Source organism: Gilliamella sp. Gris3-2 (assembly GCF_001690345.1).
Lineage (GTDB): Bacteria > Pseudomonadota > Gammaproteobacteria > Enterobacterales > Orbaceae > Gilliamella > Gilliamella bombi.
In genome coordinates this window covers 112873-128199 of record NZ_LZHB01000023.1, presented here as the reverse complement: position 1 = coordinate 128199, position 15327 = coordinate 112873, and the positions used below count along the sequence as shown (strand labels likewise).

The 15327-nt window shown below is 33.9% G+C and carries 16 protein-coding genes; 1 reads left to right on the top strand and 15 read right to left on the bottom strand.

Annotated elements, in window-relative coordinates:
* Window positions 1-17: 17 nt before the first annotated feature.
* Together A9G32_RS03965 and A9G32_RS03960 are read right to left on the bottom strand one after the other, a co-directional pair.
* Window positions 18-434 carry an RnfABCDGE type electron transport complex subunit B gene (locus A9G32_RS03965; protein WP_065590068.1) on the bottom strand — a complete coding sequence of 139 codons (417 nt, stop codon included), beginning with the start codon at window positions 432-434 and terminating at the stop codon, window positions 18-20.
* Complete coding sequence (locus tag A9G32_RS03960) at window positions 434-2134, bottom strand: formate--tetrahydrofolate ligase (protein WP_218055826.1); 1701 nt, start codon at window positions 2132-2134, stop codon at window positions 434-436. Before A9G32_RS03960 ends, A9G32_RS03965 begins: the two co-directional genes overlap by 1 nt.
* A 167-nt stretch (window positions 2135-2301) precedes the next feature.
* On the opposite strand from A9G32_RS03960, the gene sohB reads away from it, so the two are divergent.
* A complete protein-coding gene (gene sohB, locus A9G32_RS03955) occupies window positions 2302-3417 on the top strand; it encodes a protease SohB (RefSeq protein ID WP_065590070.1) in 1116 nt (371 codons plus the stop codon).
* 103 nt (window positions 3418-3520) lie between these two features.
* On the opposite strand, the gene A9G32_RS03950 is transcribed toward sohB, so the two are convergent.
* The 13 genes from A9G32_RS03950 to A9G32_RS03890 are packed head-to-tail and all read right to left on the bottom strand — an operon-like array spanning window position 3521 to window position 15325.
* Window positions 3521-4747 (bottom strand): beta-ketoacyl-ACP synthase, encoded by a 1227-nt coding sequence (locus A9G32_RS03950; protein WP_065590071.1) that lies wholly within the window; start codon window positions 4745-4747, stop codon window positions 3521-3523.
* Entirely contained in the window at window positions 4744-5475 is a 732-nt protein-coding gene (locus A9G32_RS03945; protein WP_065590072.1) for a 3-ketoacyl-ACP reductase FabG2, read from the bottom strand. The genes A9G32_RS03950 and A9G32_RS03945 overlap by 4 nt, the downstream gene beginning before the upstream one ends.
* Window positions 5476-5480: 5 nt before the next feature.
* Window positions 5481-5954 (bottom strand): ApeP family dehydratase, encoded by a 474-nt coding sequence (locus A9G32_RS03940; RefSeq protein ID WP_065590073.1) that lies wholly within the window; start codon window positions 5952-5954, stop codon window positions 5481-5483.
* Complete coding sequence (locus A9G32_RS03935; RefSeq protein WP_065590074.1) at window positions 5954-7135, bottom strand: beta-ketoacyl-[acyl-carrier-protein] synthase family protein; 1182 nt, start codon at window positions 7133-7135, stop codon at window positions 5954-5956. The genes A9G32_RS03940 and A9G32_RS03935 overlap by 1 nt, the downstream gene beginning before the upstream one ends.
* Window positions 7136-7708, bottom strand: coding sequence for a DUF3261 domain-containing protein (locus tag A9G32_RS03930; RefSeq protein ID WP_065590075.1), 573 nt, complete (start codon window positions 7706-7708; stop codon window positions 7136-7138).
* A gap of 33 nt (window positions 7709-7741) precedes the next feature.
* The gene (locus tag A9G32_RS03925) at window positions 7742-10063 is read right to left on the bottom strand and encodes an MMPL family transporter (protein WP_065590076.1); all 2322 of its coding nucleotides are present in this window, start codon (window positions 10061-10063) and stop codon (window positions 7742-7744) included.
* Window positions 10041-10649 carry an outer membrane lipoprotein carrier protein LolA gene (locus A9G32_RS03920; RefSeq protein ID WP_065590077.1) on the bottom strand — a complete coding sequence of 203 codons (609 nt, stop codon included), beginning with the start codon at window positions 10647-10649 and terminating at the stop codon, window positions 10041-10043. The genes A9G32_RS03925 and A9G32_RS03920 overlap by 23 nt, the downstream gene beginning before the upstream one ends.
* 2 nt (window positions 10650-10651) lie before the next feature.
* On the bottom strand, window positions 10652-11068 hold the full coding sequence (locus A9G32_RS03915) for an acyl-CoA thioesterase (RefSeq protein ID WP_065590078.1): 417 nt from the start codon (window positions 11066-11068) through the stop codon (window positions 10652-10654).
* Window positions 11058-12809, bottom strand: coding sequence for a glycosyltransferase family 2 protein (locus tag A9G32_RS03910; protein WP_065590079.1), 1752 nt, complete (start codon window positions 12807-12809; stop codon window positions 11058-11060). The genes A9G32_RS03915 and A9G32_RS03910 overlap by 11 nt, the downstream gene beginning before the upstream one ends.
* Window positions 12800-13162 (bottom strand): ApeI family dehydratase, encoded by a 363-nt coding sequence (locus tag A9G32_RS03905; protein WP_065574790.1) that lies wholly within the window; start codon window positions 13160-13162, stop codon window positions 12800-12802. The genes A9G32_RS03910 and A9G32_RS03905 overlap by 10 nt, the downstream gene beginning before the upstream one ends.
* Window positions 13159-14538, bottom strand: a complete 1380-nt coding sequence (locus A9G32_RS03900; protein ID WP_065590080.1) for an AMP-binding protein — start codon at window positions 14536-14538, stop codon at window positions 13159-13161. Before A9G32_RS03900 ends, A9G32_RS03905 begins: the two co-directional genes overlap by 4 nt.
* Window positions 14508-15077 (bottom strand): hypothetical protein, encoded by a 570-nt coding sequence (locus A9G32_RS03895; RefSeq protein ID WP_065590081.1) that lies wholly within the window; start codon window positions 15075-15077, stop codon window positions 14508-14510. The genes A9G32_RS03900 and A9G32_RS03895 overlap by 31 nt, the downstream gene beginning before the upstream one ends.
* Window positions 15074-15325, bottom strand: a complete 252-nt coding sequence (locus A9G32_RS03890) for an acyl carrier protein (RefSeq protein ID WP_065590082.1) — start codon at window positions 15323-15325, stop codon at window positions 15074-15076. Before A9G32_RS03890 ends, A9G32_RS03895 begins: the two co-directional genes overlap by 4 nt.
* Between the last annotated feature and the right edge of the window lie 2 nt (window positions 15326-15327).

Genomic DNA, 15327 nt, shown 5'->3' with positions numbered 1-15327 from the left:
GTAATATGAAAACCTCGCTATTTAGCGAGGTTTTTTTTGGCTTTTACTCTAGCAATGGCATCGGCGATAGACTGTTTTCGGTCGATCGATGTGCTAGTTTTGTTTGCCATCGGTGTGACACGAGGAAACAAAATTGTTGGTGGCACTAATTGATTATGGTTTATTCGCTGTTGCTTTTTCTCAGTTAGCGCTAACTCTTCTGATTCACTTAATACAGTGCCTAAAGTGCTTAATGTAATACAGTCTGTTGGACAGGTATTAATACAATTACTGCACGAGGTACATAACTGTGGCAAAATTGTGTGCAACACTTGTTTACTGCCGACAATGGCATCAGTTGGGCAAACACGAATGCATTTGCCACAGCCAATACAGTTTTCTTCGTCAATAAATGCTTTATATTGTTCTTGGGTTTGCATAATTACTTCTTGCATTAACTTAAACCTACAATATTACCATCCTTGTCAATATCAATATGCCTATAAGCAGGATTAGTACCAAGCCCTGGCATGGTCATCACATTTCCAGCGTAAACACGAATAAAGCCAGCCCCTGCTGAAATAGCCAAATGGCTGATATCAACGTCAAAATTAGTTGGTACATTTTTTAAGTTAGCATCGGCACTAATTGACATTGGTGTTTTAGCAATACAAAGTGGCAAATGATCCAGTTTTAATTCTTCGATCTCTTTGATGTTTTCCAGTGCAGTGGCTGATAAATTAGCTTTGTTAGCACCATATTTTTTTACCATGGTTTGAATCTTATCTGCGAGTGGCATATTATCAGGATAAGGCAATTTAATTTCACTTGGCATTTCACACGCTTTAATAACATGTTTTGCTAATTTTTCAGCGCCTTTACCGCCTTGAGTGAAGACTTCACTCACTTCACAGGCAAATGCACCATGTTCAATCGCATATTTTTGTAAAAACGCTAATTCTTCTTCACTGTCGTGAGGAAAGCGATTAATAGCGACAATTACTTGCAATCTATAGCTTTTGGCATTGTTGATATGCCATGCTAAATTGGCAGCACCAATTTCAAGTAATTCAACGTTAGATTCCGAAATTTCTTTTGGAATTGCTTGCCCAGGTTTAATATTATATTTACCACTGTTAGATTTTAAACTACGAACTGTTGCAACAAGCACTACACATGAAGCTTTAATGCCAGCTTGGCGATATTTGATATTAAAGAATTTTTCCATGCCCATATCTGAACCAAAGCCCGCTTCAGTCACAACATAATCAGCAAGTTGTAACGCAATACGATCAGCAATGACAGATGAGTTACCATGGGCAATATTAGCAAAAGGTCCAGCATGAATAAGTACAGGTGTGTTTTCAACAGTTTGCATCAGGTTTGGATTAATCGCATTTTTAAGTAACACAGTCATGGCGCCAGCAACTTCAAGTTGTTCTGCAGTGATCGCCTCGCCTTGGATACTATAAGCTAAAATAATACGTCCAATGCGCGCACGCATATCTTGTAAATCTGATGCTAAGGCTAAAATTGCCATGAGTTCTGACGCTGCGGTAATTTCAAATCCATCTTGGCGCGTAATACCATTAACGCCACCACCAACACCGACAGTTATTTTTCGAAGTGCACGATCGTTATGATCTATCACTCGCTTCCACACAATGCGATTTACATCAATGTTTAAACGCGGTAAACCTGTTTGTGCAGTAAATTCATCACCTAAACGTTCTTCATGATAAAGCCTTGAATCTAAAGCAGCAGAAGCTAAATCATGTGCGGCAGTAATGGCATGAATGTCACCTGTTAAGTGTAGATTTAATGTTTCCATTGGCAAAACCTCGGCTTTACCACCGCCAGCAGCACCACCTTTAACACCAAATACAGGACCTAAACTTGGTTGACGGATACAAGCGATTGCTGACTTACCAATATAATTTAAGCCCTCACTTAGCCCGATAGTATTAACTGTTTTACCCTCACCAAGTGGCGTCGGCGTGATAGCAGTAACTAATACCAATTTACCGTTAGGTTTGTTTGGTTTGGTTTTAAGAATGGATAGATCAACTTTTGCCACATGCTTGCCGTAAGGCAGGACAAATTCTTCTGGAATGTTGCATTGTTTAGCTATTTCGGTAATTGGATGTAATGGCATATTAATTCTCATCTAACAGTAATTTGGGTTATCAGTATAAATAATTTGATTTGCCGAATAAAGCGACAATTTTATCTTTATCGTTTTTCGGCACAATTCGCAATTATCTTGTTATAATTACTAAATCTATTCAATCAACATATATTTCATTAAAGGATAATAATTAAATGAATTGGTTTTCTGAGTATTCACTTTTTTTAGCTGAAACAGCAACAGTTGTTATAGCAATTTTAGCTGTACTTGTTTTTATATTAAGCCAACGCCGCAAGTCAGCAACGGTGGCAGGGCGGTTATCGGTTAAAGATATTAGCCAAGAATATGAACAAGTTAAAGACGACATGTTAATGTCAAGCATGGATGAGTTAGAAGCTAAGCTGTTTATGAAAGATCTTAAAAAACAGAAAAAAAATGAGAGAAAGCAAGCGAAATTAGCAGCTAAACAAAAAAAGAAACAAGTTAAAAATCAAGAAAAATCTGCCGAACAAACTTCGTCAGATTCAGATAATGTAGCGAAACCAGTAGAAAGTAATACAAACCAACAAGTTAAACCTAAATTATTTGTATTATCTTTCAATGGCAGCATGGATGCACACGAAGTTGAAGAATTACGCCAAGAAATCACTGCTGTATTAGCTGTTATTAAGCCTGAAGATAAAGTTGTCATTAAGCTTGAAAGTCCAGGTGGCGTGGTTCACGGTTATGGTCTTGCTGCATCGCAATTATTACGGTTTAGACAACGTGATATACCTTTCACTGTAGTGGTTGATAAAGTTGCGGCAAGTGGGGGATATATGATGGCTTGTACCGCTAACAAAATTGTGGCTGCACCATTTGCAATTGTGGGTTCAATTGGTGTGGTTGCGCAGATCCCTAATTTTAACCGCTTACTCAAAAAACATGATGTAGATATTGAATTACAAACGGCAGGTGCGTATAAGCGTACATTGACGATGTTTGGTGAAAATACCGAAGAAGGACGTCAAAAATTCAAACAAGAATTAGAAGAAACTCATCTTTTATTTAAAGACTTTGTTAAAGAGTATCGCCCAAATGTCGATATCGAACAAGTTGCAACGGGCGAACACTGGTTTGCAACACAAGCTAAAAATAAAGGCTTAGTTGACGAAATCAGTACGAGTGATGACTTTATTTTATCTCACTTACAAACACATAAAATTATCTCAGTCTGTTATCAACGTAGGCAAAAGCTATCGGAAAGAATTTCGAAGAACGTGATGAAAAGTGTAGAAAGATTGTTTTTCAGACAAGAAAACGGGCTGTAATAGCCCTTTTTGTGATTAACGTCAATTTTTTAATTGATTTGTTGGAGCTAATTATACTGATAATTATAATTAGCTCCCGTTTATCGTTGTGGTGTTGGTTAGATTAAAATCGTTTGATGATAATTGAAGTATTTATCCCACCAAATGCAAAATTGTTGGTTTGAAAATACTCAATATCTAAATTTCGACCAGTTCCCATTATATAGTCAAGGTCACCACATGCAGGATCAATATTATTTAGGTTAATTGTTGGATTGAACCAACCTGAGTGCATCATTTCAAGTGTTAACCAAGCTTCTAATGCCCCACATGCTCCAAGAGTATGGCCGAAATAACTTTTTAACGATGAGATAGGTGTTTGATTACCAAATATTTCAGAAGTTGCATTACTTTCAGCAATATCACCACGATCGGTAGCTGTACCATGAGCACTGATGTAACCAATATCAGCTGGTGATAAATTAGCTTTTTTTAATGCTTGCTCGATACATAGTTTCATTGTTTCTTTACGTGGTTGAGTAATATGGCTTGCATCACAATTTGTCATAAAACCGACTATTTCACCATATATTTTTGCTCCTCGCGCTTTTGCATGCTCGTATTCTTCAAGAATTAAAGCACCAGCTCCTTCACCAATCACTAAACCGTCACGATCTTTGTCAAATGGGCGAGGAGAACTTTTGGGATTATCATTCTTTTGACTGGTAGCAAATAAGGTGTCAAAAACTGCTGCTTCTGAAGGACATAACTCTTCTGCACCACCAGCTACCATTGCTGTTTGCATACCATATTTAATCGCTTCATAAGCATAACCAATAGCTTGGCTACCTGATGTACAAGCGCTAGAAGTTGTAATAACTCTTCCTTTTAATCCAAAGAATAAACCAGTATTGACAACAGTAGTATGCGGCATCATTTGTACATAAGTTGTAGCAGTAATATTATTAGTATGTTTTTCATTTAGCATTGTTGCAAATGAAGCGACGGGTTGTGTACTACCAGTTGAAGAACCAAATGCAATTCCTGTTTTACCATTTGTAATGATTGGGTCATCAAGTAAACCTGATTTTTCGAGTGCTATTTCTGTTGCTTTTGTAGATAATAAAGATACTCTTCCCATGGAGCGTATTTTTTTTCGGGTATAATGCTCTGGGATAGTAAAATTATCAATAGGTGCGCCTAATTTTGTATGCAATCCATCGTAGATTTCCCACTCGGGCATATATCTCACTGCGTTTTCTAGTTTTTTTAACTTTTCTTGTATGCTTATCCAGTCATTACCAAATGCAGTAACGCCACCCATTCCAGTTATGACAACCCTTTTAGTCATACCATCCCTCCGTTGATTGAAATTACTTGGCGTGTTATATATCCTGCTATATCAGACATCAAATAACTTGCTAACCCTGCTACTTCGTCCACTTGTCCCATGCGTTTTAATGGTATTATTCTCATTGCCTCTTGTAATGCAATAGGTTCCATATCTAAAATACCGGTATCAATTAAGCCTGGCGCAATACAATTTACTGTGATCTTGCGTTTAGCAAGCTCAAGTGCTAGAGCTTTACTTGCTCCAATTATCCCTGCTTTTGCAGCACTATAATTAACTTGTCCACGATTACCAACCAAACCAGAAACTGACGTTATACTAATAATTCGCCCACCGCTACGAAGTCCTATCATTGGCATAATACAAGGGTGCAGAACATTATAAAAACTGTCAAGATCAGTATGAATGACATTGTTCCAATCATCTTCAGTTAAAGCAGGAAAAGCTCCATCACGAATGATACCAGCATTATTTACAATACCATAATATGCGCCATAAAGTTCGATATCAGCTTCAATATTTTGTTGACACTGTATGCGATTACTTACATCGAATTGTATTAATCGAGCAGTGCCTCCAAATTGTTCAATATAATTTTTTGTTTCAATTGCTCCTTGCTTATCATTATTGTAGTGAACAGCAATGGCAAAACCATCTTGCGAAAGTTTACAGGCAATAGCTTTACCAATTCCTTTGCTTGCACCTGTTACCAGAATTGTTCGTTTCATTTCTTTTATTCTCCTAATCGATTTTGACCGAATAAATGAGCTAATTCAGTTTGATCAGGCTCATAGACATTGAGCTTTCCTGAAACGACACATTGTTCGTCGATCTTTATTTGACAATCAAAATTAGCTAGTTTGCTATCAAAAAGAACTAAGTTTGTATGGATAACTAAATGGCTGTAGTGAGGAAAGCTCGGTAATAATGTTTTTATTGATCTTCCACCTAGTAACATACCTAATTGTGGTTTTTTATTATTAATAATACCATGGTAACCATTCCATACGCCGATGGTTTGAGCCATTAATTCAATGGCATATAAATTGGGTAATTCATTATTATTATTTAAAAAAGGTGCCAAAATACCATTTTTATTAACTTGAACACTACAAATGCATTGTTCATCATTAATTAAATGAACTTTTTCTACCATTACCATTGGTTCTTCATGAGGTAAATAATAATTCGCTGGGTAATATTGCATTATATTTTTCCAATAATAAGAGATGCATTGTTACCACCAAATGCAAAAGAATTTGACATTATAATTGGAGTATTTAATGTCATACGCTTTGTAACAATATTGATTTTATCAAGATTTTCATCAAATGGTGAGACCGAAAAATCCTGTTGTGGTAAATAAATATTTTGATCAAGCAATAATGTGCTAATGGCTAATTCTGTCGCTGCAGCACTACCTAAAGTATGGCCAGTTAAATGTTTAGTTGAGCTACATGGCGGTAAATTTTGATTGAATAAGCGATAAACAGCTTTACTTTCGGCAAGATCATTCAATATAGTTGCTGTTCCATGAAGGTTGATATAACCAATGTCATTGGTCGTTAATCTTGCATTATCTAAAGCCGCTTGCATTGCTTTTTGAGCGCCTAATCCTTCTGGATGGGGTGATGAAATATGATGAGCATCAGATGATTCCCCAGTGCCCAAAATAACCATATTACTTGTTTCTTCTTTGGTAAGTAAAAATACAGCGCTTGCTTCGCCGATGTTTATTCCATTTCGGTTTTGTGCAAAGGGCATACATGGATTTGCAGAAAGTGATTCAAGTGCATTAAATCCATTAATTGGCATTCGGCTCAGGCTATCAGCTCCACCAACAATTGCTGCATCAACGATTCCTGATTCAATTAATCTTTTACCACTAATAATAGCTTTAGCACTAGATGTGCAGGCAGTTGATATTGTGTAACTAGGGCCTTTTAAACCAAGCAACGCCGTTAAAAAACACGATGGATCACCTAATTCTTGCTGATTATAAGAAAAAGTAGGTAAATGGATATTCGTTTGTAAGTAATGTTTTAAATTGACATCTCCTTCATGAATGCCTGAGGTGCTAGTCCCCATAATAATTGCTATTCGTTTATTCCCATAACGTAAAATAGCATTATCAATATCGGATTGAATTTGTAAGTAAGCTCCATATAATAATTGGTTATTTCGTGTTGAATATTGTGATAAACGTGTAGGAATTTTGGGTAAATCAGCTTTCACTTTACCTACCCAAGTTTTTTTATTGTTTAGCAACCAATTATTTTCTTCAATTAAACAGTGTGGTGCACAATACTGCTTAGTTAAATTCTGTCTAATTTCATTTAGAGAATTACCTAAACTATTGATTGCTCCTATAGCTGTAATATAAACCATTTATTTTGTATCCATACTTTGAATTGCAATTTTATAACCAAATATATGATGTTCAATTTGAATTGGTTTTCTTATCTTAGTTGATGGTTGTTCTGCATAGGTTATATCTATTATGGTTTCTTGTTTGTTATTGAGCAATGTTCTATGTAGCTCGTTATCAACGATTTGCCAGCCAGCAGGTAGTACGGTCAGCCAATCTTGAGTGGGTAAAATACTCAACATAATATCAGATAGAACTTGTTCGGGAGCAGGTAGTTCTTTAACAAATATATTGTGTTTTGTTTTTACTAGCTTGCCATCATAATCAATTTCAAAGAGCCTGATACCTAGAGCAGAAAGACCAATCACCTTTAATTGGTTGTTGCTAATATCAACTATGGCAATAATTGAGTTTTCCAGATTTTTATATTTAAATTTTAACAACTGCTGATCATGATAATTTTGTTTTGTATTTATTACTGGAAGATTAATTTTAACTTCTTTAGTTAACCATGCTTGAGATTGTGTTTTACTAGCACAACTAGTAACAAAAATGACTAATATCATCATGGTTAAAACTAAATATTTTTTCATCTTATATTCCTATTTTTAATTTTTATAAATTTTTTAAGTAATATTTGTCTGTTTTATAGCTAATGGAGCAAATATAAAAGCGGTGAAAATTCCACTCGTCAACACAATTCCAAAACCCATTATGGCATTCGTATTGCTAATTATCAGTAGTCCAAAGGATAGTAATGTCGTTAGCGCAGCCATTGTAACTGCCAATAATGCACTATTAGTTTGGCTTTTATGATTACCTAAAAAGAGACTATAATCGATACCAATACCAATGACAAGAATGAGGGCTAGCATAGAAAATAGATTCAATGGTTGGCGAATAATGCCATGCACAGATAGTGCAACTCCTATTGATAGTAAAGTCGGTAGCGTGCTTTTTAGCGCTATAATTACTCCATATTTGCGATTGTAAAAGATAAAGCAGATACATATGATAATTACTGCACTAGCAATTAACTGAGACAAGTGGATTCTATAGTTGGTAAACATGGTATTAAATTCGGTGTGGCGATCGAGCCAATGGATGCCATTATCTACTTGCGATAATGCACTGATGTCGCTTAATTGATTAACATTTCCAATAGGAATTAATGTTGCACTTTTACCATTTGGTAGTGATAACCATAGCAAATTTTGTCCTTGACTAATTTCGCTTTTCAGCCACATTTCAGGTGTAATAAAATCGTTTGAATCTTCAATGTTCGGTATTTTAACATTAACACCAATTTGTTGAAGTGAAGACACAACTTCGGGAGCTAATTTGTTTATTAAAGCAATATTATATTGCTGTTTTTTTATTGAAGGTAAATTAATAGTCTGATATTGTTGAAAAATACCATGCTGTTTTGCTTGTTCTAATTTTGGTAAAAAAGATTCTAGTCGCTGTAATGTTTGTTCTGCTGTATCACCAAATACGATAAACCATTTTTGATCTGAGGATTGGTGAGTTATGTTTATTATATCTTGCTCCTCTTTTTGGAGATCGGCAGGTAAAACTTGTAACTTACTGATATCATCATCAACCTTTAAATTATTAAAACCATAACCAATAAATACTATAGCAATAGATAAAGTTATCCATTGCATTTTTTTATTTTCCCATAGTTTAAGCCAAAAAGTGGAGAAGCGATGGCCGATATTTTGTCGAACAGGTAAATTTTTTACTAAAAAAGGATACCAACATGTGACAGTTAAAAAGGCTCCAATTAAGCCAAAAACAGCAAAAATAGATAACTGTTTTAATCCTGGAAATGGTGCAATTAGTAAAACTAGGTAAGCAATAAAACTGGTGCACAATGCAATAGTTAAGGTTGATATTAATTTTTTTAAACTGGCATACGGCGATTCATTATTACCATTAAGTAATCGTTCAGTTAAATAATGTAATGAATAATCAATGGTTATTCCAATAACGCTTGTACTCATTACTAATGTCATTACATGAATCTCGCCAAATACCATTAATACTGCGACTAATCCACAAATAATTCCAATTAAAATCGATAATAATGAAAGAAGAATAGGAGTGATAGAACGAAATACAGCAATTATTAGTACAATAATACCAATAATGGAAAGGCTTCCTATTCTCGAAATATCTTTTTTAGCTTCAATACTTGCATTATCACTATAGAAGAGTACACCTCGTTTTAATATTTCTGTTCCGGGGTAATTTGTTTTTAACTGTTCAGTCAATGTTTCCAACTCGGTAACGATTTTGTGTGATTGTTTTAGATCAAATGAAGAACCATTCAGTTGGGCATAAATCATGTACCATACATTACCTTGCTTATCTTTACCTGTTAACCAATTATTTTGAATGGTTAGATTACCCGTATTACTCAGTCGGCTCAACTGTGAGGCACGGGTGAGGAGTAATGGATCTTTATTTAGCTCTGTTGCACTAACTCCACTAAATGGTGAGTATATTTGGCTTTGAACCCAAGCAAATTGTTTATGTGTTTCTAGCCTTTCAATTGTATTTACATCTATTAGCTGATAACGATATTTGTAAGCAAATTGTCCCCAATTTTGTTGAAATTGTTCATCAAAATGCCCATTAACTTGATTAAAATTGGGATCTTTTTGTAACTGTTGATACCACCAGTTTACCGGTTCTAAATTATTGGAGTTAGCTGGTTTAATTAACCAGACAAGTTGCTTATCGAGTCTATCTTGGAAACCATTAATAATTTCAATTGGAACATGGTTAGTTTGTTCCTTAGGTAGTAAGGATAAAACACTACTGTTGAATTTACTGTTAGAAATAAGATGACATGCAACAACCAGTAAGCAAATGACAGTAATGCCCCATAAAATTGCTTTATGTTTAAGTTTTATTATTTTATTTGAATAGCAATTGTTCATGTTGTGTTAATTTTGTTGTTTTGTGATTTTTAAATGTAATTATAGTTTTATCATCTTGTTTATCATCTATGGCGATAGTTTGTAGATATGTGTTGCCGTGTAGTGTTATTTGTTTGAAAATTTTGTTTAATGGAGCAATTTTAGGCGTAAGTATAAGTGTCCATTGGTGATTTTGTTCTGACAGAATTATCTCAAAATTATTTTCTAGCAATTGTTTATCAGCAGTAAATATTGCAGTCAATAAATGATTAAACTGGAACAGTTGAGGTTGGTTTTCTGCTGTAATTATTTGAGGTTGTTGTCCGTCTACACTTTGTTCCATTCGCTGTTGATTTATTTTTAGCGTCATAATAAATGGTGTCAGTTGTTGCCACCATAATCCTAAATCTTGAGAAATAATCATTTTTCCTGATGAATGTAGTGGGGCGGATAAACCATTTATGTAACGTTCTTGTATAAAATCAGCATGAATGATTTTATGTTTACTAAATTGTTGTTGTAAATCTTCTAGTGTAATGGCGTAAATTGATGTGGAAAAGCACATCATCATTACTACGCTAATTATAGTAATTAAGTATTTCTTCATTTTTATAATCCAAAGCGTTCTAAAAAAATTGGAGGTGTAACAAAACTCATTTCTTGGTTTGATGCTGATATTGCTACTTGGATTGTATAGCCCGATGTTGTTTTTTTTCCTGTTAAACTATCTTTTATTGTGTAATTAATTTTTATACGATGTTCATATTCTTCTAAAGTTGCAATAATCTGTAAAGTCTGTTCAGCGATTGTTGGTGCGATATATTTTACTCGAGCATCAACAATAGGCCAAAGGTAACCTGATTCAATCATCTCTTTGTAACCATAATTGAATTTTTGGAATAAAGCTTCTCTAGCTTTTTCAAAAAATTTTAGATAGTTGCCATGCCAAACTACACCCATTGCATCGGTATCATGAAATGAAGTGGTATATTCAATAGTAGAGGTACGTTTAAAATTATTTTTCATTTTTATCTGAATCTTTATTTAGTTTATTTGGTGTTGGTGGACTAAATCTCCAAAAATCGTAAAAGTTAAACCAATCTAGTGGAGAAATGAGGCAATAATGTTCTAATCTTTTTGCATACTCTTGTATTATTCTGTTCAGTTCATCTTGCCGATTTTGTCTTGGCAGCAAAATTTTATCTGAAAAATGCTCAAAGTAGACTTGAAAGCGTCCATTAGGTTTTAGCCCCCAAATTAAATAAACAGGAAAACCTAAAGCAGCAGATAAAATAAAAGGACCTTTCGGAAAAGGAGCAAGATCACCTAAGAAATTAGCCCAACTAATTGAGTTATCGGATGTTCTTTGATGTGGATTGCTTGATGTTCGATCACCAACAATAGCCACCCATTCGCCATTATCTAGTTTTTCTTTGAGTAAAATAGCTGTATCTGGACCTAGAGTATCTACTTGCACCAAATTAATTGCGGATGCTTGATTTGCTTCTTGTAACACTTGCTGAAAACGCATGGCATTTTTTTTGAAAACAAGCGCATTGATTTTTATATTATGTGATAACTCGGCTAGTGCTCTACACATTTCTATATCACCAAGATGTGAGCAAATTAAAATAATACCTCGCTTATCAGAAATAATATCTAAGCATTCTTGATTGTTAGAAAAATAAAGTTGATTGAGTTTAATGTCACCTTGCCAACTTGCTATTTTATCGAGTAGTGATTCTCCAAATCGTTGGAAATGCCGAAATGAGGTAAGCTGATTTTTTTCAACATAAGGGATCTGGTCATAATAGTTTTTAATTTTTTCTAAATAGGATTTTGATGCTTGGCGTTGAGTTTTTCCAGTTAACCAAAAATACGTAATAATTGGAAACATAACTAATTTAGCAAATTTTCTACCAAAAATCTGGTAAAGTTTTAGAATAAATTTGATGCCTAATAGCCCTTTTCTTTCCGGTATTTGAGACCAATGTTTTTGACCTTTAGCTTTATATTTATTTCTTTTAAGTAATAAAGGAATGCGCGGAATCATTCCAAAAAATAAACGAGTATGCATCCATGATATTCGAACATTATCTTTGAAGGTGTGAAAATGTGATACGCCATCTTTAGGGTAAGTTACATGCGTCGGTACAAAAATAGATGGTGTACCTTGCCAGTATAGTCTCACCATTATATCTGTATCAAAATCCATTCTTTTACCTATTTTACACCGCTTTGTGAGACCAACAGTTTGCTGTAGTGGGTATATACGAAAACCACACATACTATCTTGAATTGAAAAAGATAAAGTTTCAATCCATACCCAAAAATGCGTTATATATCTAGCGATTAATCGATGTTTAGGTACAGAATTGTCATAGACAGGATTGCCGGATATTAATGCATCAGGGTTAAGTTGTGACTGTTTTAATAATTGTTTAACAAATTGGCTATCATGTTGCCCGTCAGCATCTATTTGTATGGCATGCGTGAAACCTTGATTAAACGCATATTCAAGGCCTGTCATAACTGCAGTGCCTTTGCCCTGATTAGTTGGTAAGTGTAATAGTGTTACCCATGGATATAACGCTGAAACTTGTTCTAACTTTTGTTTTGCATCTTTAGAACTACCATCATTAATTAAAATGCATTTCAAATTATAAGATTCAATATTTTTTAGAACCGTAGGTAAAGTTTCGCTGTGATTGTAAGATGGAATAACAAAACAATAGTTAGCAAGTAAAGACGATTGTATTAATGACATAAAGTAAGTTTTCCTGTACTTGCTATTTTATTGCTATTGTTTGGTGTGATGAAGGTATAGATGAATTCTAGTTTTTTAATCTTTTCATGCCATTTTAAATGTAAAGTAAGGCGATCTTCGGGAATTACAGGGCATTGAAATTTGATTACATCGATAGATAACAAGTGTAATGAATCATCAATATATTTTTGTGTGTAATGAAGCACCCAGTTAAGTTGAACAACTCCCGGTAATAAGGGTTGGGATTTAAAATGACCTTCAAACCAAAAAAGATCAGATGAGATTGTTAGTTCAATATCAGCGGAGGTGTTGCTAATATTAATTATATTTTCCTTTGCAAACTTTTTTTTCATTGTTTTTGTTGTGTATCAAATAATTTTTTTAAATCAATATAAGTACATTTCCCTTGAGAGTTTTTAGGTAAAGAATCAATAAATCGCCATTTTTTGGGCGTTTCAACTAATGATAATGTATCTTTCAATAAAAGTCGAAAATATTGTGTTAATTCGAAATGATTATACTGTTTTAATGACTGTTTGTATAAGGAAGATAATTCAATAACTGCACCGAGTATTGTTCGATTATTTTGTTCTAGCGGAATGACAATAGCTTGTGCCACCTCATCAAGTTGATTAAGCTGTTTTTCAATGAATACTAGCGATACTCTGTTTTCAGATATTTTTATAATCTTATCTATTCGCCCGTTTAAATGAAAATGGCTTTCATCCACTACCTTGATTTCATCGTTTAATTGTTCAGGTTGAGTTAGTAAAGGTGAAAATAATAAAGGCGGCTTTGATTTTTTGCATTCGATATGCATTGATGGAAACAGTTTCCAAGGTGTGTCTGCTTGTGTTTGTTGCCGAGTTGCTATAATGCCCGTTTCGCTTGAGCCGTATATTTCATCAGGTAATACGCCATAGCTTTTTCCACATAATAGTGCTTCTTCATATGTAAGCTTGCCGCCAGATGAGATTATTTTATCACAATTTATTGTTGGCAATTTGTCATCCAAATTTTTGATTATTGATGGTGTTGTAATATAAATAATTTTTTTATGACTATAAGTAGTTAGCTGCTCTTGATAAAGTATAGGTTCACAAATGAATGGAATTTTACAGCTAAGAGGTAACATTATCTTAAATGTTAAACCATACATATGTTCATGGGAAACCGATGCAATAAATAGGTTATTTTCAAATTTTCCCCAACCCGCTTCAAGTACACCAATCTCTAATTCAAGCTGAGAAACCGATTTTTCAATCGGTTTTGGCATTCCAGTTGAGCCTGAAGTAAACAGTGTTAATGTTTGGTGTTTAAATCCAGATTCTATTAATTGCTTTTCTGTAATTATATTATTTATATCAATTTTATTGATATCGATAATTTGTTTGCTTGAGAAATATTGATTAGTAAATTTAATATCATCAATTAATAGACCATCATAGTGATGTTTCATTTCTTTATGGTGAGGGTTGATTAATATTGGTTGCTTACCGGAATAGAAAAGCGCCAATAATCCTGCAATGAAATTAAAACTATCTTGCATGTATAATGCCCAACGCATATTAGAATAGTTATTTAATACATTATTTATGTTTAAAACCTGTTTTTTTAAATCACCTATTGTTAACGGCTGGTTATTTCTAAATGCTACAATTTCATGTTCTGGTCGTAATAGTTGCTTTGATAGCGATATTAATGTTGTATTTTTTGACGTATTAACCATTCAACCCCCATAAATATACCAATCAAAATATAGCTAATCAAACCATTATATAAAGTCCACCAGTACATATTATTTATCAAGCAAGTAGTTAAAGCGATAGCTCCATTGACAATAAAAAATAAACACCAATATAAGGTTACTTTTCGCGTATATAAAACACCCTCTGCAGATAAATTTACATGTTTTAATCTAGCAAATTTTTCAACCATAGATTGTGGTTGGTATAAGGTGTAACCAAATGTGATGAAAAATACGAAGTTAACTAATACTGGATAAAAAAGGAGTATTTGATATTTAGCACAAAACCAACTCATCAACGCCAAAAATAGGCCTATACATGCAATAAGCTTCGTCATCCAACGTATATTTGCAAATAAATTGGGTAAAGTGACTAGTCGTAAAACAAAAGAAACAACTAAATAAAAAATAGCTAGGTTAACCCAGTTGTAGTATAAAGATAAGTAAATAATAAATGGGTAACCGACAAATAGAATATTTGTCACAATATTTATTATTAACTTAACTCTATTTATTTTCATTCTTTTGCATTCACTAAGTTATTAATTGCCTCAACAACATCTTGTACTGTTCTAACAGACTTGAATGTTTCGGGATCAACTTTTTTACCAATCTTTTTTTGAAGGTGTACAACCAAGTCAACAGCATCAATACTATCTAAATCTAATTCTTCAAAGAGTTTAGACTCAGGTTTAATATCTTTTGCTGATAACTCAAAAAGTTGCACCAGTGCAGACTGAATTTGTTCAAAAATCTGTTGTTTGTCCATGC